The sequence below is a fragment of the Streptomyces sp. AM 2-1-1 genome (genome assembly GCF_029167645.1).
GTDB lineage: Bacteria > Actinomycetota > Actinomycetes > Streptomycetales > Streptomycetaceae > Streptomyces.
Genome location: NZ_CP119147.1, coordinates 1,118,738 through 1,142,611, shown reverse-complemented (window position 1 = coordinate 1,142,611; position 23,874 = coordinate 1,118,738). Strand labels below are relative to the sequence as shown.

General features: G+C 73.7%; 18 protein-coding genes. 10 read left to right on the top strand and 8 right to left on the bottom strand.

Translation table 11 applies throughout. The annotated features are described in order from the left end of the window. Window positions 1-68: 68 nt before the first annotated feature. Both PZB77_RS04865 and PZB77_RS04860 read left to right on the top strand, forming a co-directional pair. The gene (locus PZB77_RS04865) at window positions 69-1,268 is read left to right on the top strand and encodes an XdhC/CoxI family protein (protein WP_275491292.1); all 1,200 of its coding nucleotides are present in this window, start codon (window positions 69-71) and stop codon (window positions 1,266-1,268) included. 136 nt (window positions 1,269-1,404) lie between these two features. Then, complete coding sequence (locus PZB77_RS04860) at window positions 1,405-5,115, top strand: S8 family serine peptidase (protein WP_275491291.1); 3,711 nt, start codon at window positions 1,405-1,407, stop codon at window positions 5,113-5,115. A gap of 85 nt (window positions 5,116-5,200) precedes the next feature. On the opposite strand, the gene PZB77_RS04855 is transcribed toward PZB77_RS04860, so the two are convergent. From PZB77_RS04855 to PZB77_RS04845, 3 genes are all read right to left on the bottom strand, one after another. After that, window positions 5,201-6,442 carry an MFS transporter gene (locus PZB77_RS04855; protein WP_275491290.1) on the bottom strand — a complete coding sequence of 414 codons (1,242 nt, stop codon included), beginning with the start codon at window positions 6,440-6,442 and terminating at the stop codon, window positions 5,201-5,203. Window positions 6,443-6,756: 314 nt separating this feature from the next. Then, complete coding sequence (locus PZB77_RS04850; RefSeq protein WP_275491289.1) at window positions 6,757-8,355, bottom strand: peptidoglycan-binding protein; 1,599 nt, start codon at window positions 8,353-8,355, stop codon at window positions 6,757-6,759. Window positions 8,356-8,579: 224 nt separating this feature from the next. Then, entirely contained in the window at window positions 8,580-9,311 is a 732-nt protein-coding gene (locus PZB77_RS04845) for a nitroreductase family protein (RefSeq protein WP_275491287.1), read from the bottom strand. Window positions 9,312-9,588: 277 nt separating this feature from the next. On the opposite strand from PZB77_RS04845, the gene PZB77_RS04840 reads away from it, so the two are divergent. Genes PZB77_RS04840 through PZB77_RS04830 form a run of 3 tightly spaced genes read left to right on the top strand, consistent with a single transcriptional unit; the run spans window position 9,589 to window position 12,125 of the window. Next, window positions 9,589-9,822 carry an acyl carrier protein gene (locus PZB77_RS04840; protein ID WP_275491286.1) on the top strand — a complete coding sequence of 78 codons (234 nt, stop codon included), beginning with the start codon at window positions 9,589-9,591 and terminating at the stop codon, window positions 9,820-9,822. Beyond that, window positions 9,819-11,090, top strand: coding sequence for a beta-ketoacyl-[acyl-carrier-protein] synthase family protein (locus PZB77_RS04835; protein ID WP_275491284.1), 1,272 nt, complete (start codon window positions 9,819-9,821; stop codon window positions 11,088-11,090). Before PZB77_RS04840 ends, PZB77_RS04835 begins: the two co-directional genes overlap by 4 nt. Before the next feature lie 18 nt (window positions 11,091-11,108). Then, window positions 11,109-12,125 (top strand): alpha/beta hydrolase, encoded by a 1,017-nt coding sequence (locus PZB77_RS04830; protein WP_275491283.1) that lies wholly within the window; start codon window positions 11,109-11,111, stop codon window positions 12,123-12,125. Window positions 12,126-12,408: 283 nt separating this feature from the next. On the opposite strand, the gene PZB77_RS04825 is transcribed toward PZB77_RS04830, so the two are convergent. Further along, window positions 12,409-14,871 (bottom strand): endonuclease/exonuclease/phosphatase family protein, encoded by a 2,463-nt coding sequence (locus tag PZB77_RS04825; protein ID WP_275491282.1) that lies wholly within the window; start codon window positions 14,869-14,871, stop codon window positions 12,409-12,411. Between the two features lie 468 nt (window positions 14,872-15,339). Here PZB77_RS04825 and PZB77_RS04820 point away from each other — a divergent pair, with 468 nt between their 5' ends. After that, the gene (locus tag PZB77_RS04820) at window positions 15,340-16,866 is read left to right on the top strand and encodes an MFS transporter (protein WP_275491281.1); all 1,527 of its coding nucleotides are present in this window, start codon (window positions 15,340-15,342) and stop codon (window positions 16,864-16,866) included. Between the two features lie 24 nt (window positions 16,867-16,890). Here the strand turns inward: PZB77_RS04820 and PZB77_RS04815 are convergent, their stop codons facing one another. Next, window positions 16,891-17,763: a DMT family transporter gene (locus tag PZB77_RS04815; RefSeq protein ID WP_275491280.1), complete on the bottom strand. Its 873-nt coding sequence runs from the start codon at window positions 17,761-17,763 to the stop codon at window positions 16,891-16,893. 186 nt (window positions 17,764-17,949) lie between these two features. Between PZB77_RS04815 and PZB77_RS04810 the strand changes: the two genes are divergently transcribed. After that, a complete protein-coding gene (locus PZB77_RS04810) occupies window positions 17,950-19,107 on the top strand; it encodes a winged helix DNA-binding domain-containing protein (RefSeq protein WP_275491279.1) in 1,158 nt (385 codons plus the stop codon). Window positions 19,108-19,252: 145 nt separating this feature from the next. Continuing rightward, complete coding sequence (locus PZB77_RS04805; protein ID WP_275491277.1) at window positions 19,253-20,953, top strand: AMP-binding protein; 1,701 nt, start codon at window positions 19,253-19,255, stop codon at window positions 20,951-20,953. 32 nt (window positions 20,954-20,985) lie between these two features. Here PZB77_RS04805 and PZB77_RS04800 read toward each other — a convergent pair whose 3' ends face one another. From PZB77_RS04800 to PZB77_RS04790, 3 genes are all read right to left on the bottom strand, one after another. Next, window positions 20,986-21,222, bottom strand: a complete 237-nt coding sequence (locus PZB77_RS04800) for a hypothetical protein (protein WP_275495919.1) — start codon at window positions 21,220-21,222, stop codon at window positions 20,986-20,988. A gap of 30 nt (window positions 21,223-21,252) precedes the next feature. Then, entirely contained in the window at window positions 21,253-21,864 is a 612-nt protein-coding gene (locus PZB77_RS04795) for a GNAT family N-acetyltransferase (RefSeq protein ID WP_275491276.1), read from the bottom strand. Window positions 21,865-21,970: 106 nt separating this feature from the next. Next, window positions 21,971-22,801 carry a hypothetical protein gene (locus PZB77_RS04790; protein ID WP_275491275.1) on the bottom strand — a complete coding sequence of 277 codons (831 nt, stop codon included), beginning with the start codon at window positions 22,799-22,801 and terminating at the stop codon, window positions 21,971-21,973. 373 nt (window positions 22,802-23,174) lie between these two features. Between PZB77_RS04790 and PZB77_RS04785 the strand changes: the two genes are divergently transcribed. Together PZB77_RS04785 and PZB77_RS04780 are read left to right on the top strand one after the other, a co-directional pair. After that, complete coding sequence (locus PZB77_RS04785) at window positions 23,175-23,426, top strand: hypothetical protein (RefSeq protein ID WP_275491274.1); 252 nt, start codon at window positions 23,175-23,177, stop codon at window positions 23,424-23,426. After that, window positions 23,423-23,794: a helix-turn-helix domain-containing protein gene (locus PZB77_RS04780; protein ID WP_275491273.1), complete on the top strand. Its 372-nt coding sequence runs from the start codon at window positions 23,423-23,425 to the stop codon at window positions 23,792-23,794. The genes PZB77_RS04785 and PZB77_RS04780 overlap by 4 nt, the downstream gene beginning before the upstream one ends. Window positions 23,795-23,874 lie beyond the last annotated feature (80 nt).

Here is a 23,874-nt window from a genome sequence, read left to right as displayed (position 1 = left end):
TCGGCGCAGCGCCGCCGTCCACGCCGCAGCCCACACCCGTGCCGTCACCACCCCGTCAGGAGAGAGCCGTGCTGGACATCGCCGCCGAACTGCACCGATGGGCCGTGCAGGGAAGGGAGTTCGCCGTCGCCACGGTCGTGTCGGTCACCGGGAGCGCGCCCCGGCAGCCGGGTGCCGCGCTCGCCGTCGACCGGACGGGTGAGGCGGTCGGATCGGTCTCGGGCGGTTGCGTGGAGGGGGCGGTGTACGAGCTGTGCCGGCAGGCCCTCGACGACGGGGTCACCGTGCGCGAGCGGTTCGGCTTCAGCGACGAGGACGCCTTCGCGGCGGGTCTCACCTGCGGCGGGACCATCGAGGTGCTGGTCGTGCCGGTACGGGCGGGCGACCCCGGGCGGCCGGTCGCGGCGGCGGCGCTCGCCGCGGCGGCGGCCGGCCGGCCCGCCGCCCTCGCCCGGGTCACCCACGGGCCGGACGAACTCCTGGGGCGGGGACTGGTGGTGGACGCCGCTCAGCACAACGCACCGCTGTGCAGCGACATGGACGATCCGTCGCTTCAGGACGGCTTCCACCGGGCCGTCGCCGCGCACGCGCGGGCGATGCTGGCGGCCGGGCGCTCCGGCCCGGTGACCGTCGGCGCGGACGGCTCCCTGTGCGGGCGGCCGGTCACCCTGCTCGTGGAGTCGAGCGTGCCGCCGCCCCGCATGATCGTCTTCGGAGCCGTCGACTTCGCCTCCGCCCTGACCCGCGCGGCGGCCTTCCTCGGGTACCGGGTCACCGTCTGCGACGCCCGCCCCGTCTTCGCCACCGCCGCGCGCTTCCCCGAGGCCGACGAGATCGTCGTCGACTGGCCGCACCGCTACCTCGCCACGACCGAGGTCGACGCACGCACCGCACTCTGTGTCCTCACCCATGACCCGAAGTTCGACGTGCCGCTGCTGAAGGCCGCGCTCCGGCTGCCAGTCGGCTACGTCGGCGCCATGGGCTCCCGGCGCACCCACCGGGACCGGGAGGCGGCCCTGCGGGAGGAGGGCCTCACGGCGCGCGAACTGGGGCGGCTGCACTCGCCGATCGGGCTGGACCTCGGGGCACGGACGCCCGAGGAGACGGCTCTCTCCATCATGGCCGAGATCGTCGCCGAGCGGCACGGCGGCAGCGGGACCCGGCTCACCGGCGCCCGCACACCGATCCATCACGAGCCGGGCCGCCCGCCGAATGCCGCAGGCGTGGACATTGCCGCCGTGAACGCACGTCCCCCGTCTGGCGGTTAGTCGCCACGGCGGTTTCCTGCCAGAGGGAAACCGCTCGGTCGCAGCCCTTTGCCGGTAGATCAGCACCATGACATTTTCAGTACCCTCCGTTTCCGGCCGGGCGAGACCCGCCCGCCAGGGACGCACGCTCCTGCTCATGGCGACCTCCGTCGCGCTGGTGAGCGGTGTCATGCTCCCCGCCGCCGGTTCCGCTTCGGCGGCTCCCCTTTCCGCGGCTCCCCGGGGGCCGGGCGCGCACGCCCCGCAGCCGGCCGAACCGCAGAGCCACGACATCACCCTCGTCACCGGTGACGTCGTGCACTACGTCGAGGGTGCCGGAACCGGAGCGACCGTCACCGTCGACCGCCCGGACGGTGCCACCGGCGGCGTCCACGTGCAGCAGGCCGGGGAGCACCTCTACGTCCTGCCCGACGAGGCGACCTCCCTCCTCGTCGCCGGGAGGCTCGACCGCCGGCTCTTCGACATCTCCGCACTGGTCGAGATGGGGTACGACGACGAGCGCACCGTTGGCATCCCGCTGATCGCCACCTACCCGGCGGCCCTCGCGCGCTCGCTGCCCGCCGCGCCGGACGGCGCGAGGAAGGTACGTACTCTGGAGTCGATCCACGGGGCGGCGCTCACGGCGGAGAAGGCCGGGGCGCGCACCTTCTGGGACGCCATCTCCCGTACGGACAAAGCGCGTTCGCTGGACGGGGGAATCACCAAGCTCTGGCTCGACGGACGGGCGAAGGCGCAACTGTCGGAGTCGGTACCGCAGATCAACGCCCCCGCCGCGTGGGCGCGGGGGTACGACGGCACGGGGATCAAGGTCGCGGTCCTGGACACCGGCATCGACGCCGACCACCCGGACGTCAAGGACCGCATCCTGGAGTCGAAGAGCTTCGTCCCCGGCGAGGGGGTGGACGACAAGAACGGCCACGGCACGCACGTGGCGTCCACCGTCGCCGGGTCCGGCGCCGCGTCCGACGGCCTCAACAAGGGCGTCGCCCCCGGCGCCGGTCTGCTGATCGGCAAGGTGCTCGGGGACACCGGTGAGGGCGCCGACTCCGGCATCATCGAGGCGATGGAGTGGGCGAAGGCCGAAGGCGCCGACGTCGTCTCCATGAGCCTCGGGGCCCCTGTTCCGGACGACGGCAGCGACCCCATGGCGCAGGCGGTCGACGCACTGTCGGCCGACGGCGGCCCGCTCTTCGTCGTCGCGGCCGGCAACTCCTACGGCGCCGGCACCATCAGCGCCCCCGGCTCGGCCGCCACGGCGCTCACCGTCGCCGCCGTCGACAAGCGGGACGACCGCGCGGAGTTCTCCTCCATGGGTCCGCTGGTCACCACCCACGGCCTGAAACCGGACATCTCCGCCCCGGGCGTCGGCATCAACGCGGCCGCCTCCCAGTCGGTACCCGGCATCGAGGGCATGTACCAGTCGATGGACGGTACGTCGATGGCGACCCCGCACGTCGCCGGCGCCGCCGCCATCCTCAAGCAGCGCCACCCCGACTGGTCCGGCACGCGCATCAAGGACACGCTGATGAGCTCGTCCCGGCGGCTGCCCGCCCACACCCCGTACGAGCAGGGGACCGGCCGCGTCGACGTGAAGGCGGCGATCGACACCACGATCGAGGCCACCGGCTCCGTCGAGGTCGCCGACTACGCCTGGCCGCACGGGGCCTCGGACGAGGTGGCCCGGCGCACCCTCACGTACACCAACTCCGGTGAGCAGGACGTCACGCTGCACCTGGCGACCGACTCCGACTCCCCGGCGTACACCCTGTCCACCCCGGAGCTGACCGTCCCGGCGGGGTCCACCGCCGAAGCCGTGCTCTCGATCGACCCGTCCTGGGTCGACGCGGGCACCCTCTTCTCGGGCCAGGTGCTCGCCACCGACACGACCGGGGCGACCGTGGCCCACACGGGCTTCGCCGTGTCCAAGGAGGAGGAGCGCTACGACCTCACCATCGAGCTCCGCGACCGTGCGGGCGCACCGGCGGCGGGCCGGGTCGTGTACGCGGCCCTCGAAGACCCCCAGCTGAACGTCGTCGACGTCGACGGGGACACCACCCTTCGGCTCCCCCCGGGCAATTACACCGCCTGGACCGCACTCGACGTCGACGGTGACCGTGCCGACTCCCGGGCGCTCGCCTTCCTCGCCGCCCCCGAGACGATCCTCGGTACCGGCCCGCGGACCATCACGCTCGACGCGTCGAAGGCCCGCAAGATCAGTGCCAGGGCGCCGCAGGAGACCGAGACCCGCCAATTGCGCTACGACATGGCCCGGACGGCCCCCAGCGGGCTCGTCCAGCGCGACCTCTACCAGATCCCCCTGACCTACGACGAGTTGTGGGCCGCGCCCACCGGGAAGGTCACCCGAGGCAGCTTCAGCTTCCTGACCCGCTGGCGACTGGGCGAGGAGAACGTCGACGTCACGGCCGACGGCGACGACGTCCCGGTCACCCCCCAGATCGGCTCGGTCGTCGCCGAGGACCGTGAGCAGAAGCTCGACGCGGTCTACGCGGGCGACGGAAGCACCGCCGCCTACCGTGGACTCCGGGCCAGGGGCAAGGCCGTGGTCATCACCCGCAGTGACGCCGTCGCCCCGGCCGACCGGCTCGCCCACGCGGTCGCGGCGGGAGCCGAAGTGCTCTTCGTCGTCAACGACGCGCGCGGGGTCGCCATGGAGTCCTACACCGAGTGGGGCACCGACTCGGCGATCCCGGTCGTCTCCGCACAGGCCGTCGCGGGCCGGTCCCTGATCAGGGCCGCCCAGCGCGGCCAGAAGATCGGCGTGCACCAGAAGCGGTTCGCCGACTACCTCTACGACCTCGTCGACCGCCACGACGGTGCCATCCCCGACCGATCCCTGGAGTTCGCCCCCGCCGCGGGCCGGCTCGCCAAGGTGGAGAACACCTTCTACGGAGCCCGGAAGACGCTCGGCGCCGGCTACCGCTACGACATCCCGGAGTACGGCCCGGGCGTCGGATTCGCGGAGTACGAGCAGTACCCCGCGGTCCGCGAGGAGTGGGTCACCCCGCTTCCGGGCGACTCCTTCTGGTACGAGGACCACTCGGTCCTCAACGCCACGCGGACCGACATCGCCGCCGAGATGCGCAGCGCCTCGCTCGACTACACGGCGGGCCGCACCTACCGCGACGAGTGGTTCGCACCGGTGACCGGACCGCGCCTCGGCACCGGCTTCTGGGGACCGTTCCGTACGTCCTACAACGACGTGCAGTTCAACATCACCCCGTGGACCGACTCGGGCGAGGGCCACTCCGGCACGATGCCCATGGACGAGTACGACACCACCGAATTCGCCTTCTACCAGGGGAACACCCTGATCAAGGAGGGCGCGGGCCGGGCGGGCTTCGCCTGGGACCTGTCGCCCGAGAAGCTGCCCTACCGGCTGGTCCTCGACTCCCGACGGGACGCCGGGACCTGGAAGACCTCCACCCGGACCCACAGCGAGTGGTCGTTCCGCTCGGGGGCGCTCGCAGCGGGTGAGGGCGGCTACGCGCAGGTCGACATCCCGCTGATCCAACTGGACTTCGACGTCGACACCGACCTCGCCGGTGACGTCAGGGCGGGCGCCCCGGTCGAACTCGGCCTCGACGCCGGGACGCAGGCCTGGCTGGACGGTGCGGTGAGGGCCACCGGCGCCACCCTCCAGGTCAGTTACGACGACGGCGACACGTGGAAGCCGGTGAAGCTCCGCCGGACGGCGGCCGGCCGGTGGACCACGACGTTCACCCCGCCCGGGAGGGGGGCCTCCTCGGTCTCCCTCAAGGCGCACGCACAGGGTCCGGACGGCCTCGCGGTGGACGAGGAGATCATTCGGGCCTTCGGCCTGAAGTGACCGCCAGACGCTGAGAACGACCGGTGGGCTCCGCACCCCTCGCCCGGGGTGCGGAGCCCACCCGCGTGCGTGCCCCGCGCCCCGGTCACGCGGCGGGGGCGGTCCGCCCCTTGCCCGCGGGAGCGCGTCCGCGCGCCCCTCCGGCGACCGCCACCGCCGCCCCCAGCGCGGGCAGCGCGGCCAGGGCGAAGCACACCGTCGTCGGCAGCCGGTCGACGCACAGCCCCGCTCCGGCGGCCCCCAGCGAACTCCCGGCGTTGAAAGCGGTGTTGGCCCAGGCACCCGCACGGGTACGGGCGTTGTCCGGGACCGAGGCGTCGGCCAGCAGATACGCGGTCGTCAGGACCGGCGAGACGAAGAGCCCGGCCACCGCGGCCACCACCGTCAGCACGACCACGTGCGGCGAGAGCCCCGCGACGGCCAGCGCCGCACCGAACGCCCCGGTCAGCACGGCCGCCCGCGTCCGGCCCCCGTCCGTCGTGGCCAGTGCGCCGTGGGCGAGCCCGCCGACGGCGCTGCCGGCCGACAGGGCGGCCAGCACCTGGGCGGCGGCCTGCGGGCGGTCCTGCGCGAACGCCACGACCAGCAGGTCCATGGCGCCCAGGCCCAGCCCGACGCCCGCCATGACCGTCATCGCGTGGCGCAGCCCCGCCACCCGGAGCGGCGAGGACCGGGCGACGGCGCCGTCGGCACGTTCGCCCGCCTCCTCGCCCCGTACGGCCCGGCCCTCCGCCGCCCGGACGGCCGGGGAGTGGGCGAGCGTCAACGCCCCCGCCAGGACCAGGCCGGCCGCCAGGGCGAGGCCCACCGCCGGGCCGGTGTGGACGACCAGCAGTCCGACCAGCAACGGGCCACCGACGTAGAGCAGTTCTTCGGACACCGCGTCCAGGCTGTACGCCCGGCGCAGCAGATCGCGGTCGGTGAGCAGGCCGCTCCACAGGGCGCGCATCACCGGTCCCATCGGGGGAGTGCAGCACCCGGCGGCCACCGACAGGGCGACGAGCCACCAGGAGGCCGCCCCCGGTCGCCACGTCTCCCGGGCCAGCAGGGTGAGCAGGACGGCGTAGACCCCGGCCATCGGCGGCAGGGCCCGGCGGGTTCCGTACCGGTCGACGAGGGCGGCCCGGGCGGGGGAGAGGACCACACTGGCGGCGCCGAAGAGCGCCAGGGCGGTCCCCGCCACCGCGTAGGAGCCGGCCGCACCGTTGACGGCGAGCATCAGCGAGAGCGGGACCGCCCCGTAGGAGAGGCGTCCCACCAGGGAGGCGGCGAAAGCCGAACGGACGAGGGGCGTGCCGAGGACGGCACCGTACGAAGGCGAAGACATGGTCGTTCCTCGAAGAGGCGGCGCGCGCGAGGGCGCCGCGGGCGTGCGGGGACACCGGAGTGCCGCTGCCACGGGGTGGGAGCGGACGCGGGGCGGTGTCCTAGGCACGGAGGAGGAACATGGGCCGTACCCTACCGAGCCGGGCCGACGGGGCGGTAGTCCGAGCCACCCGCCGGGGCGCCCGGCGTCCGCGCGGCGACGGTGCGCGGACCGGTCGCGGGAGCGCACGCGCGGGAACCCCGGCGGCGGACGTGCGGAGGCGGACCGGCGTCCGCCGCCGGCCCGCCTCCGCACGTCCGCATGTCCCTCCGGGGTCAGCTGCCCGACTGGAGGGCCGTCCAGGTGGCCCCGCCGACGATGCCGTCCACCGTCAGCCCGTGGCCGGTCTGGAAGCTGCGCACGGCCGTGGCGGTGCCCGGCCCGAAGGTACCGTCGACGGGGACGGTCGAACCGAGGGCCGCCGTCAGCGCCCGCTGCAGACGCCGGACGTCGTCCCCGGTGCTGCCCTGCCGCAGGACCGGGGTGGTGCCGGCCGAGAGCAGGGCCGTCCAGGTCCTGGCGCCCACGATGCCGTCCGCGTCCAGTCCGCGGGCCCGCTGGAAGGCCTGGACCGCCGTCCGGGTGCCGGAGCCGAACACCCCGTCCACCGGACCGGCCTCGTAGCCCTGCGTGTTGAGGAGCTGCTGCACCGCCTTGACCTGGGCGCCGCTGGAGCCGGACTGCTGGGCCGTGTACGAGGGGAAGCTCAGCGCGTCCGCGGCCCCGCCGGTGGTCCCGCCGACCAGCTGCATGTAGAGGGTCCAGTCCCAGTACGCGCCCGGGTCAGTGTGGTCGTTCCCGGGGGCCTCGCTGTGCCCGATGATGTGCGCCCGGTCCTTCGCGATGCCGTGACGGTCGCAGAGGTAGCGGGTGAGCGCCGCCGAGGAGCGGTACATCGCGTCGGTGAACCAGGTCGGGTCGTCGATCCACCCCTCGTGCTCGATGCCCAGGGCCGAGGCGTTCGCGCTCTTCGCGTGGTAGGCGGTGTCGCTGTCACGCACCATCTGGGTGATCTGGCCGTCCGAGGACCGGATCACGTAGTGGGCGCTGACCACGGCCGCGGGGTTCTGGAACCAGCTGATGGAGCCCGCGTACGACCCCTGGGTGACGTGGATGACGACCTTGTCGATGTCCGCTGTCCGGCCCGCCTTGTAGTTGGTGGAGGCGGCGGGCACCCAGAGCGCGGAGGGATAGTCGGCCGACCGGGTGCTGACGTCGGACGGTGCGAGGGCGCCCTTCTCCGGGGAGACCGGACGCGAGGTGACGGTGATCTCCTCGCCCTCGGGGGTCTTCCCCCGCAGGCCGCCGGCGAGGAAGGAGTAGACCGCGTCGGCGTAGAGCGCGGCGGCCGGCCCGGTGGCACCGCCGTACTCGGCGACGGCCGGGTACCAGGCGTCGACGTCGAGCCGCTCGGTCCGGTCGAGGCCGAGGGAGTCGGCGTGCGCCCGGAGTACGGCGGCGCCGCCCAAGACGTTCTTCTCGGTGTTCTCGCGCAGCTGGGCGGCGGGGAGGCCGGTGAGGGCCGCGGCCTTCTCCAGGGACCGGTTGGTCGGGTTGCTCACCAGGTGCATGACGCCGTAGCCGTTGTCCTGGCTGGGGAGTCCGTGGTGCCCGTCGAAGTGCGTCTCGCCGTAGCCGACCGCCGCGAGCAGGTCGCGGGGCACGCCGTATTCGGTGGAGGCGCGGGCGAAGGCCCGGTTCAGGGAGCCGCCGGCCGGGTCCGGTGCGGCGGAGGCGAGGGCGGGCTGCCCCGCCGCGACGACGGCCGCGACGGTCAGGGCCGCCAGGGCCGAGGCGCGACGGCGCGCGGAGACCACGGGGCGTCCGGGGGCGGGCGAGGGGGCGCCGGTCAGGTCCGCGGGGCGTCTGGGCATGTCTGCTCCTGCAGGGGTGTGGGGGGAGAGGAGGCCCTCGGTCCGGTGGGGTGGGCCGGGGCTGCCGAGCGGGCTCAGGCTATCCATCTGAAGAATGCATGACAACGACGCCCGTGTGCGGCTCGCCGGACCAACACCCCATCGGAGCAACAGAACTGACGTAACGGCAGCACAGCATGGCGTCCGCCCCCCGCAGGGGGAGGCGGACGCCGCGGAACTCGGGTCTACCAGCGGTCGCGGTGCAGTACCTCGGCGACCGGGCGGCGGCGAACGGGGCCGAAGTTCCCCTTCGGCCACCCCACCGGAATGGCGGCGAAGGTCCGCATCTCCTCGGGGATGCCGAGCGCTTCCTTCCACTCCTGCTCCAGCATCAGGTGCCAGATGGTCACGTTGGCCGCGAGACCCAGTCCCCGGGCGGCCAGCAGCAGGTTCTGCACCCCCGGATAGACGCAGGAGCCCTCCGCCAGCGCCTGGAAGCGCTCCTGGGTGGCCATCAGGCGCTCGCTCGCCACCGGGCCCAGTGCCACCGCGGACGCGATCAGGCCCTCCTCGTCCAGGCGGGGCTCGGGGAACCGGTAACACGGCACGACGAGCGCGGGCGTCTCGGCGAAGTGGTCGCGCTGGTACTCGATCGCCGCGACCATCCGGCCGTACGCCGCCTCGTCCATGCCCCGGGGGGCGTACTTCCCGGTCGTCGCCAGGTAGGCGTCCACGCACCGCTTCCACAGCGGTGCCAGCTCCGCCATCACCAGCCGGTCGGTGACGACGACGTACTCGTACGCCTGCATGTTGCCGCCGCTGGGGCCCCAGACGGCCGCCTGGACCAACCGCTCCAGCGTCGGGAAGGGCACCGGCTCCGGCGAGAGGCGGCGCATGGCGCGCATGGTGGACATGGTCGTGAAGAGAGCGGGGTCCTCGGTCGCCGAGGCTTTCACGGGCAGCGATTCCGTTGTCATGATCGCGGAGTGTACGGGGCCAAGGCGGGTCGTAACCCGGGGCGTTGGGCGTCGGTCCGTGAACCGCTCGGGGCACCTCCGGGACGGCGGTCACCGCCCCGGAGGCACTCCGGGATTCGTACACCTGCCCAGACCCCCACCGCACGGGGGAACGCGGGGCCGATCATGCTCCGCGAAGGCGTATAAAGGGCCCTTCGGAGCAGCCGGCGTCCCCCGATGGCCCACCTCATCCCCCACGCGGCAGGCGTCACCGCGTCCCCGAGCGGAGGAGCGCGCCATGAGCACCTCGGACCACATCACCGACCTGCTGGTGTCGAACTTCGGCACCGACCCCGAGTCGATCGGGGAGGATGTGCCGCTCCGCCGGCTACGCCTGGACTCCCTCGCGCTGGAAGAGCTGAGGCTGCTCATCGAGGACCGGATGGACGTCGACCTGGAGGACGTCGAGCTCACCTCCCGCGACACCGTCGGCCGGCTCGTCGCCGCCGTGCACGAGAAGGTCACCGCATGACGGGCCGCCCGGCCCCCGGGCGGTGGACGCGCCCCCGCCCGGAGCCCTTCCACGCCGCCGTCACCGGTATCGGCCTGGTCACCGCCGCCGGGGTCGGAGCGGAAGCCTCCTGGCTCGGTGTCCGCGGCGAGGGAGCCGGCCCCTCGGTGCCGCACCGGAGTGAACTCGAGGGCCTGCCCTGCGACTTCTTCTACACCGTCACCGGTCTGGACACCCGCGCCGAACTCGGCGTCGCCGCCCAGCGGCTCATGGACCGCTTCTCCCAACTCGCCGTCATCGCCGCCCGCGAGGCCGTCGCCGATGCCGGACTCGACCCCTCGGTCTGGGAGAGCGCCCGGGTCGGTGTCGTGATCGGCTCGGCCCACGGCGGCCTCCCCTTCTACGACGAACAGCACTCCATCCTCGGCGAGCGCGGCCCGCGCCGGGTCTCACCGAAGCTCGCCCCCCTCGTCGTCGTCAACGGCGCCGCCAGCAGCGTCACCCTCGACCTCGCCGTCCACGGTCCCAGTCTGGCCGTCTCCACCGCCTGTTCCTCCGGCACCGTCGCCATCGGGACGGCGCACCAACTGCTGCGCACCGGCGCCTGCGACATCGTGATCGCGGGCGGCGCCGAGTCGGTCTGCTCCCGTCTGCTGATCGCCAGCGCCTGCCAGATGAAGGCGGTCTCCACCCGGCGGGACGACCCGGCTTCCGCCTGCCGCCCCTTCGACATCCACCGGGACGGCTTCGTGGTGGGCGAGGGCGCCGGGCTCCTGGTCATGGAACACCCCGAGCACGCCCGCGCCCGGGGCGCCGAGGTCCGGGCCCGGGTCAGCGGGTACGGGGCGGCCAGCGACGCCTTCTCGACCGTCGCGCCCGAGCCCGAAGGGCTGGGCGTCGAACGCGCGCTGCGCACCGCCCTCGCCGACGCCGGGCTCACCGGCCGGGACATCGGCCACGTCAACGCGCACGGCACGTCGACCGTGGCCAACGACCTGATCGAGGCGACCGTGCTCCACCGGGTCCTCGGCGACCAGGCCCTCGTCACCTCCACCAAGGCGATGACCGGCCACACCCTGGGAGCCGCCGGCGGCATCGAGACCGCCCTCACCGTCCTCGCGCTCCAGCACCAGCTCGTGCCGCCGACCGTCAACCTGGAGGCCCCGGATCCGGAGATCCCGGTCGAGGTGGTGGGCAAGGAGGCCAGGCGGCACACGTTCGAGTATGCCGCGAAGACCTCGCTCGGCTTCGGCGGCCACAACGCGGCCCTCATCCTCGGCCGGGCCTGAGGCGGAAGGAGGCCGATCATGGGCGAGGAGATCATCCGCTCGCTGACGGTGCGGGGGGTGCCGTTCGGCTACCGCCGGCTGACCTGCCGGGGAGCACCCGCGCCGCTGGTGCCGGGCCCGGATGCCGGCCCGGACAGGGCGGCGCACGGCGCTCCCCCCGCGGGCCCGCCAGCCCCGCGTGATTCCGGTGCCCCCCGGCCCGCGGCCGCCGTCACCGAGCCGGTCGTGGTGCTCGGCGGTGCGCTCCAGGGGATGTACGGGTGGCCCCAGATGGACGACCACCTCGGCCCGCTCGCCGACGTGGTGACCGCGGACCTCCCCGGTATGGGCAGCGCCGGCGCGCTGCCGCCCGGGCCGAGCGCCGGACTGCTGCGGGAGGCCGTCACCCGGATCGTCGAGGATCTCGGCGCCCCGCGGATCAACCTCTTCGGTTTCTCCTACGGCACCGCGATCGCCTTCGACTGGGCCCGCCACCACCCCGACAGGGTCGCCCGGCTCGCGCTGGGCGGAGTCCCCACACACATCTCCGCGGCCCAACGCGACCACTGGCAGCGGGCGGTGGAACGGATGGCGGCGGGCGACCCGGACGGACTCGCCACCCTGGCGGCCGAGGCGCTGATGTGCACGGACCCCGAACGGTACGTCCACCGGGGGGCGTTGGCCCAGCGCTACGTACGACGGTCCTTCCTGCACGCCCTGCGCACCTCGCCGCACGCGGCGGACTCCCTGGTACGGGCGCTGGGGGACCGGCCCGACTTCTCCGGCGGGCTCCGGGGGGTGCCGGCGCTCGTCTTCGCCGGCGAGCACGACACGGTAACCTCCCCGGCGCGCCAGCGGGAGTTCGCCGCGACCGTCGAGGGCAGCCGGTTCCTCACCCTCGCCGACGCCGACCACTGGGTGGTCCTCGAACGCGCCGACGACGTGGCCGAGTTGGCGGCCCACTTCTTCACGGACCGTCCGCTCCCCGCCGACCGCGGGCCAGGGCCGTCGAGCCGGCAGGCGTACGCCGCGCGGGGACGCCGGTCCGCGTCCTGAGACACCGCCGGCCGGTTACGCCGCCGGCTGGGGCTGCTGGGACAGCCGGACCGGGGAGCCGCTCGCCGGATCGACGGCGGAGCCGAACGCCAGCGGTTCGGCCGAACTCCTCGCCAGTGGGTCGAGCCGCTCCGGAAGCGGGGCCGGTGTTCCCCCGCGCGGACCACGTGCCGGTCCTCCGCGGGGCGAGTGGCCGGTTCCCACCCGCCACCTACCGAGTGGGCCGAGGGCCCCACGGAGGGCAGCCCGCGAGCGGACGGCCCTCCGTGGGCACGGCGCGGGGTCAGTGCCCCTTGCCGTGCCCCTTGTCCTTTCCGTGGTTCCTGTCGTCGTGCCCGGCCGGACCGCCGCCGAGGTTCACACGGACGATCTGCGGGTCGTGGTCGCTCGCCTGGTCGGCGAACTCCGCGTTGATGTGCACCACGTCGTAGTCGAGCCGACGGATGCCGGGGCTCGTCAGGATGTGGTCCAGCGTCTGGGAGTTGCCCTCGTACACGTAGCTGTACTGCTCGTTCGCGGGCAGCGTGGTGATCAGTGGCTTGAGCACCCTGCCGTCGGTCAGCGCGGCCACCGCCGGGGAGAACGCGAAGTCGTTGAGGTCGCCGAGAGTGATCACCTTGGCCGACTTGTCCGCGGCCAGCAGCGCCTTGACGAAGGTGTTGACCTCGGCGCCCTGCTGGATGCGCTTGACCTCCGAACTGCGCTGCGGTTCCTGGTTCTTGCCGTGCAGGGGCAGGTCGCCGCCCTTGGACGCGAAGTGGTTGCCGATGACGAAGACGGTGTCGCCGCCGAAGCGGAACTCGCCCACCAGCGGCTTGCGGCTGTCGGCCCACGCGGAGCTCGCCGGGTTGATCCGGCCGGGCGAGGCGGAGAGCTGGACGCCCTTGCGGGTGTCCACCGCGGTGACGGCGGTCGTCGCGGTGCCGCCCGGGCGGTCCACGAAGGTGACCCGCTTCGGGTTGAAGAGGAAGACGTTGCGGATGTTGCCGCCGGGCTCGCCGCCGTCCTCGCCGTCCTGGGGGGCGATGTAGCGCCACGAGTAGCGCGGGCCGCCGGCGGCGACGATCGCGTCGGTGAAGCGCCGCAGGGTCGCCTCGGAGCCGACCGTGCCGTCGTTCGCCGCACCGTTGTCGTCCTGGATCTCCTCCAGGGAGACCACGTCCGGCGAGGAGAGGTTGACGGCCACGCCCGAGGCGAGGGTGTCGAACTTCGCCTGGCCGTCGAGCGCGTCCAGGTTCTCCACGTTGTACGTGGCGACCGCGAGTTCCTTCTTCCTCTGCTTGCGGGTGACCTCGCGACGGAGCCCGTTGTCGGTCAGCGTGCCGACCTCGGTGGCCTGGAGGGCGTAACCGCCGAAGGAGACGTAGTCGAGCACGCCCGTGGTGGCGCCGGAGAGCACGTCTCCCACGTTCGCGGTGGGGACCGGTCGCGCGGGATCCAGGGACATCACCTCGATGCGCCCGGTGTTCTGGTCGGTGTACGAGGTGTAGAGCGTGCCGCCGCGGGCGCTCGGGTTCTCGTTCGGCTTGACCGTCACCCACATCTCGCCGTAGGAGTTCGACGCGCCGACGACCCGGGTGTCCACGATCCGCACCCGGGCGCCTTCGAGGGACTCGTACAGGTCGAGGGCGTAGGTGGCCGGCTCCAGCGGGAGCGCCTCGATCGAGCCGCCGCCCGCGGTGGGCGTGTACGCCGCCGGTACCGAGGACGCGTCGAGCACGACCGGCGCGGGCAGCGCGTTGCCGTGCGAGCGCACCGTGGTTCTCGGGGCGGTGATCTCGGTGACGGACTGGGTTCCGGTGCCCGGGTAGTACTCGTCCACCGTGCCGCTGACCAGGACCGCGTCCCCGGCGACGACGCCCGGGGCGGCGGAGCCGGTGTAGACGAAGACGGCTTCGCCGGTGCGGGGGTCCGCGTCCGGCGCGGTGTCCTGCAGCCAGTACCCGCGCGAGCCGCTCGTGCGGACGCCGGTGACGACGCCCGGTACCGCCGTGACGGTCCTGCCGTCCAGCGGCGAGAGGCGGGTGGTGCCCTGGATGTCGTGCACCCGGACGGTGCCCGGCTCGGTCGGCTCGCCCGGCTCCTCCGGGTCGGTGGAGCCGCCGCCGGAGGTCTGGCCGGCCGTGTTGACGGGGGTCGGGGCGCCCGCGGAGAGGTCGGCGGCGTTGTCGTCGGTGTCGGCCAGCGAGGCGGTGCGGGCCACCGAGGAGGTCGCGGACGGGGCGGGGGACGGGCTGGTCTCGCGGACGACGGCGGAGCCGTACCCGACGAGGTCGACGATCCGGGTGTCGATCGCACAGTCGGCGGCCGTCTTGCAGGTGAGGGGAGCGGTGCCCGCCACCAGGGCGACCGTGCCGCTGCCCGCCGCCATCGCGACGGTGCCGGTGGCGTCGGGGGTGGGCAGTGCGACCGTGCCGCCGGTACCGGCGGCCTCGGCCACGAGGTAGCGGCCGCCCGGGGCGACGGCTCCGGTGAGGGGGGAGACCTGCCAGAGCGAGCCGGCGGAGGGGGTCCCGGGAAGGTACTGGACGCTGTAGCCCGAGAGGTCGAACGCCGTACTGCCCGCGTTGCCCAGCTCGATGAAGTCGCGGGTGAGCGTGGCACCCGAGTTGCCTCCGCCGCCGTAGACCTCCGAGATCACGGCGCCGGCGGACGGGGCGGCGAGGGCGGCGGGCAGGGCCGTCACCGACAGCGCGACGGCGACGACACCGGCCAGCGCGGCCGAACGGGTTCTGGATATCTGCACGGGTACTGCCCCCAAAGGTGTAGTGAGAGCAGAAAGCTATGCGCGTAGAACAGGCATGACAAGGCATCAGAGGTTAATTCCCCGCATCGTGTGGGTGAGTTGCCGGTGCGCGGCGTGCCCTCGGCGATGCGTGCGAGAGTCGCCGAGCGACGGGCGTACGGCGGGCGGGCAGGCGGGAAGCGGCGTACGAGAGGGCCGGAGCGGCGTGCGTACGGCGGACGGGCGGGCGGAAGCGGCGTGCGGGCCGGACGGGTGACCGGCCGGAAGCAAGCCGCACGGGTGTGCGGGGCCGGAGGTGTCCGGCCATGATCCGCCGGACACCGCCCGGAAGGGTGTGCGGGCGGAGGGAGCGGGCACGAGCGACCCGTGCCGGACGAACCCCGTGAAGTGACGCCCGAAGAGATGTCCGACCGCATGTCCGAGCGGGCCGGGATGAGGAATGCGGGAGGCCCGCCTAGGGTCCGAAGCATGACTCCGAGCGCGGCGCGTCCCGGTCCGCAGGGACGCGGTACGCCTCCCGGTTCCCCCTCAGGTCCTGGCGACGCCGGACGGCAGGAGCCCGACCCCCAGCGCTGGCGGGCCCTCGCGGTCTGCCTGGTCGCCGGATTCATGACGCTGCTGGACGTGTCGATCGTCAACGTGGCGCTGCCCTCCATCAAGGAAGGGCTGCACACCCCGGAGTCCGACCTCCAGTGGGTACTCTCCGGCTACGCCCTCGCCTTCGGCCTTTTCCTCATCCCTGCGGGCCGCCTCGGCGACGCCCGCGGGCGTCGGGCGGTGTTCATGGTGGGGCTCGCCCTGTTCACCCTCTCCTCCGCCGCCTGCGGGGCCGCCCAGTCCAGCCTCTGGCTGGTCATCGCCCGACTGGTCCAAGGGTGCGCGGGCGGTCTCCTCTCACCCCAGATCTCCGCCCTCATCCAGCAGATGTTCTCCGGACGCGAGCGGGGCCGCGCCTTCGGGATGTTCGGCACCGTCGTCGGCATCTCCACCGCCGTGGGACCGCTGCTCGGCGGGCTGCTGATCCAGCTGGCCGGCGCCGACGAGGGGTGGCGCTGGGTGTTCTACGTCAACCTGCCGATCGGTGTGGTCTGCCTGCTGCTGGCCCGCCGGCTGCTGCCGGACACCCCGTCGGCCGGCCGGGTGCGCGCCCGCGACCTGGACCCGGTCGGCGTGGTGCTGCTCGGCACGGGCGTGCTCTGCCTGCTGCTGCCGTTCGTCCAGTCCCAGCAGTGGCACGGCGGCACGAAGTGGCTGCTCCTCGTCCTCGCCGCGGCGCTGCTCACCGCGTTCGTGGCCTGGGAGGCGCGCTGCGCGGGCGGCAAGACACGGCCCGTCCTCGACCTGGCGCTGTTCCGGCTGCGCTCCTACTGGCTGGGCTGCCTGCTGATCCTGCTGTACTTCGCCGGGTTCACCTCGATCTTCTTCGTCACCACGCTCTATCTGCAGTCCGGCCTCGGCTACAGCGCCCTCCAGGCCGGTCTGGCCATCTCCCCGTTCGCGATCGGCTCGGGAGTCGCCGCCACGATCGGCGGGCGACTCGTCGGCCGCTTCGGCCGCCCGCTGGTCGTCGTGGGGCTGGCCATGGTCGCGATCGGGCTGGCGGGGACGGCGCTCGCCGTGCACCAGGTGCCGGGGCAGAACGCCGGATGGGCGATGGCGGCCCCGCTGCTCTTCGGCGGACTCGGCAGCGGTCTGGTCATCGCCCCCAACCAGACGCTCACCCTCTCCGAGGTCCCGGTGGCGAACGCGGGCAGTGCGGGCGGCACCCTGCAGACCGGCCAGCGCGTCGGCTCCGCGATCGGCATCGCCGCAGTCGGTTCCGTCTTCTTCGCCCAGGTCACCCACGACGGCTGGGCCACCGCCTACGACCACGGCCTCATCGTCTCGGTCGCCTTCGTCTGCGCCGGCCTCCTGGCCGCGATCGCCGACGTGGTGGCGGGGCGCCGGGACGCCGGGCGGACGCGGAAGGCATCCGGGTCGACCGGCGGCGCGTGACCCGCGCCCGCCGCCGGTCCTCCGTCACTTCACCCGGGACGGTGGCAGCGGTTTCCCGGAGGCGAGCGGCGACCGGGAGAGTTCCAGGCAGCCCAGGGCGATCAGGACGAGCGCGACCACCTCCGGCAGCAGCCACCAGCCGGTGCGCAGCGTCTCCCCGAAGAGCGTCACCCCGTACAGGATGCTGATCAGCGCGTCGCCGAGGGTCAGCATCGGCTGGACCGCCACCAGCGTGCCCGCCTGCAGCGCGTTCTGGAGCAGGAAGAGCGCGCCGACACCGGCCGCGGCCGTGGCGTAGAGCTGCCAGGAGGAGAACAGCCGCAACACCCCGCCGGAGCCCTCCAGCCGGGCCATGGCGTCCTTCATCAGCGCGGCCGTCAGCGCGTAACCGCAGGCGGCGGCGAGCCCGAGCAGGGCGGCACGGACATTGCGCCGGGATGCCAGGGCCCCCACGATCAGCGCCGCCTCGAAGAGACCGGTCAGCACCAGCGCGATGGCCCAGTGCGAGCCGCGTACGGTGTCGTGGCCGCCGCCCGGGGCCGCCGACGCCATGCCCAGCGCCAGACCGGCCGTCACCGCGGCGACTCCGTACCAGACCTGGCGCGGGACCCGGACGCGCATCACGACGCCGGCCAGCAGCAGGGTGGAGGGCAGCTCGATCACGAAGATCGGCTGCACCACCGCGATCGGCCCGGTCGCCAGGGCCACGGCCTGGCAGACCGCCGCGACGATCACCAGCCCGATGCCCGCGAGCCACACCTTCTGGCGCAGCAGATGGTGGAAGAGGGAGAGCCGCATCGCCGAGGAGTCCGGCGCGGTGGCGGCTGCCCGGCGCTGGAAGACCGAGGCGGCCCCATTGCTGAGCGCGGTCAGGATGGCGAACAGAACGCTGATCACGCCTCCATCATGCGGGCGGGAAAGCCCTGACCCCGGTCACCCCGTCCGCCCGAGAGTGTCGGCCGCGTACGGCCGGCGTGCCGGAGGAGTTCCCCGGCGTGCGCTCCGGCCGCCGGCGCACCCGCGCCGGACGCGATCTTTCCTCGCGGACCGGAACTGTCCGCGAGTCCGCGTACCGTGCCGGACATGGCCGCTCAGACGAACCCTCCCGGACGCCGCCCCGCAGCCGGGCCCCCGCGCCCGGCCGTCCTCACCGCCAGGGCACTGAACCGGGCCACGCTCCACCGCCAGCTCCTGCTCGCCCGGTCGGCGCTCGGCCCGAAGGACGCCGTCGCCCACCTCGTCGGACTCCAGGCGCAGAACACCCGACCGCCCTACTTCCAGCTCTTCTCGCGCCTCGAAGGTTTTGACCCGGCCGGCCTCTCCGGGCTGATGGAGTCGCGCGAGGTCGTACGGATCGTCACCCTGCGCTCCACGATCCACACCCACACCGCCGACGACGCGCTCACCGTCCGGCCGCTCGTCCAGCCGGCCCGGGACCGCGAACTGAAACTCTTCCGCCGGGGGCTCGCCGGAGTGGACCTCGACCGGCTCAAGGCGATCACCCGCGCGCTGGTCGAGGAACGGCCCCGCACCGTGGCGGAGCTGCGCACGGAACTCCTCTCCGCATGGCCGGGCGCCGATCCGCTCGCCCTCACCGTGGCCGCCCGCTGCGCACTCCCGCTGGCACAGACCACCCCGCGGGGCCTCTGGGGGCGGAGCGGGCAGGTCACCCTCACCACCCTGGAGCACTGGCTCGGCCGCCCCGCACCCGGGACCCCGGATCTCGACGCCCTCGCGCTCCGCTACCTCGGCGCCTTCGGGCCGGCCTCCGTCAAGGACTTCCAGGTCTGGGCCGGACTCACCCGGACGCGCGAGGTCTTCGACCGGCTGAGGCCGGGGCTCCGCACCTTCCGGGACGGGAACGGCGTCGAGCTCTTCGACCTCCCCGACGCCCCGCGCCCGGACCCCGACACCCCCGCCCCGCCGCGCTTCCTGCCCGAGTTCGACAACGTCCTCCTCGGCCACGCCGACCGCACCCGGATCATCCCGGCCGGGTTCGCCGGACGCAACGGCAAGGGGAACCAGGCGTACGGGACCGTGCTCGTCGACGGATTCCTCGCCGCGATCTGGCGCCTCGACGCTACGGGCGACCGGGCGACCGCCACCGTGCAACCACTGGGCGTACTCGGCCGCGCGGACCGGGAGGCGGTCGCCGAGGAGGCCGTACACCTGCTGAGCGTGATGACGGAGGCCGCGGAGCACGACGTCCGCTTCGCCGGCTTCGTGGACTTCGGAGAGTGAGCGGAGCGGCCGGACCGTGCGGCCCCCGGGTCCCGGGGCGGACCCCGGGTCCGAGCGGACCGCCCACCCCCGCGGGGGTCCCGAAGCCGGCGTGACTGGTTGAATCACCGGAAACGACCGGTCCGGTCCGCACCGAGGAGGACACATGTCGGCAGACAGCGCGACGGAGACGTTCCGGGCCGCCCGGGACTTCCTGCTCCAGCACCGCGAGGACTGGGCGACCGCGTACGCGGGATTCCGCTGGCCCCGCGCCGCTCACTTCAACTGGGCGCTCGACTGGTTCGACGTGATCGCCCGGGGAAACGACCGGACCGCCCTGCACATCGTGGAGGAGGACGGCCGCCGCACCGAGACGTCGTTCGCCCTCATGTCGGCCCGCTCCAACCAGGCGGCCAACTGGCTCGCCGCCCAGGGCGTGCGGGAGGGCGACCGCATCCTCGTGATGCTGGGCAACCAGGTCGAGTTGTGGGAGACCGCGCTCGCGGCGATGAAGCTGCGCGCCGTGGTCATCCCCGCCACCCCGCTGCTCGGACCGCTCGACCTGCGTGACCGCGTCGAGCGGGGCCGGGTCCGCCACGTGATCGTGCGCGCGGAGGACACCGCCAAGTTCGACGGGGTCCCGGGCTCCTACACGCGCCTGGCGGTGGGGGACCCGGCGCGCGGCGACGGCTCCGGGGTCCCGGAGGGGTGGGGCTCCTACGCCGGCGTCGGCGAACACTCCCCGGTGTACGTACCGGACCGGCCGACCGCCTCGGACGAGCCGCTGATGCTCTACTTCACCTCCGGCACGACCGCCCGCCCGAAGCTGGTGGAACACACCCATGTGTCCTACCCCGTAGGTCACCTGGCGACCATGTACTGGATCGGGCTGCGGCCCGGAGACGTCCATCTCAACATCTCCTCGCCCGGTTGGGCCAAGCACGCCTGGTCCAACCTGTTCGCCCCCTGGAACGCCGAGGCCACCGTCTTCATCTTCAACTACCAGCGTTTCGACGCCGCCCGCCTGATGGCCGAGATGGACCGGTCGGGCATCACCAGCTTCTGTGCGCCGCCCACCGTCTGGCGGATGCTCATCCAGGCCGACCTCACCCAGCTCGCGCACCCGCCGCGCGAGGTCGTCGCGGCCGGGGAGCCGCTCAACCCCGAGGTCATCGAGACGGTACGGCGAGCGTGGGGCGTCACCGTCCGGGACGGCTTCGGGCAGACCGAGACCGCGGTCCAGGTCGCCAACTCACCCGGCCAACAGGTGAAGGCCGGCTCGATGGGCCGCCCCACCCCCGGCTACCGGGTCGAGCTGCTCGACCCGCTCACCGGCGAACCCGGCGCCACCGAGGGGGAGATCGCGCTCGACCTCGCAGCGGCGCCGGTGGGCCTGATGACCGGCTACCGCGGCGACCCCGAGCGTACGGCGGAGGCGATGGCGGGCGGCTACTACCGCACCGGGGACATCGGCGCCCGCGACGAGGACGGATACATCACCTACATCGGCCGCGCGGACGACGTGTTCAAGTCCTCCGACTACAAGATCTCGCCCTTCGAGCTGGAGAGCGCCCTCCTGGAGCACGAGGCGGTCGCGGAGGCAGCGGTCGTGCCCGCCCCCGACCCGCTCCGGCTCTCCGTGCCGAAGGCGTACGTCGTACTCGCCGAGGGCTGGGAACCCGGACCGGACACCGCCAAGGTGCTGTTCGCGCACTCCCGCGCCGTCCTCGCCCCGTACAAGCGCCTGCGCAGGCTGGAGTTCGCGGAGCTGCCCAAGACCATCTCCGGCAAGATCCGCCGGGTCGAGCTGCGCGAGCGGACCGCCCGGGCGGAGGGGACGGAGTACGCCGAGGGCGACCTGCGCTGACCCGCCCGGCACCAGGGCGGCCCGCCAGGACCTCAGGCGGCTTCGACCACCTCGGGCCGCCCGGGGTCCCGGGTCGCGGCCGCCCATTCGATGAGCAGGACCTCGTACGCCTCGGAGGACCAGTCGCGTCCGGCGCGGGAGTCGACGAGGGCCCGGATGGCCGCGTTGGTCTCGTCGGCGGACGGGCCGGTGCGGCCGCCGGGGCGTGCGTCGTCGGTGTGGCCGGGCGCCGGCGCCGGGTCGGCGGGGAGGGTCCGGTCGGAGGACAGGTGACGGTCGGTCAAAGCCATGCTCGCAGGCTAGCGTTCGCCACTGACAACGTCGGCCCGCTGGCCCCGGCCCGCAGGCCGGGCGACCGCCGTCGGGGCGACGGGCCTGGGCAGGGCGATCCGGGCCGGTGCGCGGCGCATGCAGACCCGGGGCCGCAGGTGCAGGCCGCTGTCCACCTCTTCGGCCCTGATCCGCCGCAGCCCGTCGGTGAGTTCCTCCTCGCGCAGCACGGTGAACCCGATGCGCGCGTAGTACGGCGCGTTCCACGGGACGTCGGCGAAGGTCGTCAGGGTGAGCGCGGCGAGGCCCTGTTCCTCCGCCCACGCGGCGACGTGATCGATGAGTGCCCGGCCGATGCCGAGCCGGGCCGCCGAGGGATCGACCGACACCTGTTCGATGTGGGCGGCGCCGTCCACCGGATCCGCGAGGAGATAGCCGACGGGCCGGTCGTCCTCACGGGCGTGGGGATGGGCTGCCACCCAGCAGCGCCCGGCCGCCCGGTAGCTCTCCAGCAGTGCGAGGGAGGGCGGTTCGTCGTCGGCGACGTCTGCCATTCCCAGGGCTCTGAACGGCTCTCCCGCCGCGCGCTCGATGTCCTGGAGGCGGCGGAGATCGGAGCGTCTGGCGGAGCGGATGCGCATACGGCCAGTATGGCGAGCGGAGGCCCGCCCGGGTACCTGGACGCCGGAAGTCGGCCGGGTGCCGGGCGACGTTCCGCCGCGCTCCTCGGACACCGCCGGACACCGTCTACGCCCCCGCGCGCAGGAGCTCCTCGGCGGCGCGGTTGGCCGGCTGCGGGGTGCCGGTGGAGTCGATCGCGAACAGCGGCATCGACACCAGATCCGCGCGCCGGGTGGCGGCGTCCTCGTATCCGGAGAGGGAGAAGAAGACACCGGTCACGGACTCGCTGAGCGCGTTCAGCCAGAGGCACTCGATCTCCCGCACCCCGGTCGCGAGGGTCGAGGTCTCCACCTGCGCGAGTGCTCCCTCGGCCCGCAGATCGACCCGGGAGGCGGGGCGTTCGGGCGGCTGGACGATCCCCTGGAAGCCGAGCCAGCCGAGGTACAGACCCGCCACCGTCACCGCGTCGCGGGCGGTGTGGATCGGCAGCGGCCGGAACGGCGGGCGCGGAGAACGAGCCGCGGCACGGGGGAGGGGGACGCGGGCGGAGGGCGCGGCCTCCGGCTCCGGTCCGGCGGCGGACCCGGCTTCCGTGCCGGGGCCGGTGCCGGGGTCGACCACGGGTGGCGCATCGATCCCGTCCCCCCGTCGCGTACCGGCTCCGGTCTCCGGTTCCGTGCCGGGGGCGGCCGGCGACTCCGCACGCACGACCGGGACGCGCAGGACCGTACCGCAGGGGCATCCGAGCTCCGGTTGCGGCCAGTGGTCGTCGCGCCCGCAGGCGAAGCACCGCGCGACGACCCAGCACTCCTCCCAGACGCGCTGGGTGACCGCGGTGACGGGTGCGCCGCGCACCGGCCGCAGGGCGGTCGGGGCACCGCAGGGACAGGAGTGGACGGGCGTCACGAACGTGTGGTCGCGCAGACAGACGGGGCAGCGCACGTGCGCGGGTTCCACAAGGTCTCCTTCGGCCGCCGCCCGGAGACCGGCGCGGCGTTCTGCGGGCGAGGGGCGAGGGGCGAGGGGCGGGCAGAGGAGGCGGATGACGGCAGGGCGGGTCCGGAGCTTCGGGCGTGGTGGGCGGGGTGCTCGGGCCGGCCGAGGGCCGGGCCGCGCGGTGCCCGGTCGGGTCCGTGGGGGCGTCCCTCGGCCTCCCCGTGCCCGTACATCGTCCTCCGGCAGGGGCCGTCGGTCAGCCGGTCCGCGCTGTTTCCGCCCGAAGCGGCCCGAGCGGCAGCCGCTCCTGCAGACCGGCGAGACCGCGCGCGGCCCCGCGTTACAGTCGGGGCCGGGGCGGCCCGCACACCGGCCGCGACTCCAGGGAGGCACCGTGCGTCTGAGGGTGGAATTCACCACCGAGCCCTTCGATCTCGACGAGATCCCGGCGCACGCGGCGGTGGCCCGCGAGGTCGTGGGCACGGCGCCGCTGGACGCGGTGGACGTGGGTCCGTTCGGCAACACGGCGGAGGGCGGCGCGGACGTGGTGCTGACGGCCGTGGACGAACTGCTCCGGCGCACTCTCGCCGCCGGCGCGACCCGGATCACGCTCCAGGTCAACGTGATCGGTGAGGGGGAGCGGTGAGTGCCGCCGTACCGGACCACCCCTTGGCCGTCGCCGTGCAGCCCCTGGCCGACGCGTTGGGCGCCGAGTTGCTGGAAGCCGCCGAGGCCCGGCCGGACGATGTGGTGCTCGCCTGGGAGGGGAAGGACGTCCTGGCGGTACGGCTGCCCCAGCTCTCCGACTCGCTGGACCACATCCTCTCCGCCATGGAACGGACGTACGGCGGGCCGTTGGCGGAGTTGGACCGCCGGGCCAAGCAGTCCGTGGTCCGCACCCTGGAGGCCCGGGGCGCCTTCACCGTGCGGCACGGGGTGGAGACGGTGGCGAGCGCTCTCGGTGTCAGCCGGTTCACCGTCTACAACTACCTCAACCGGGAGAAGGGCGTCTGACGGGCCGTCCGGACGGGAACCGGCTCGCCCGCCCGTCAGGTCAATTTCAACAAAGTGTTGACGTGGTGTCGCGCAGGGGC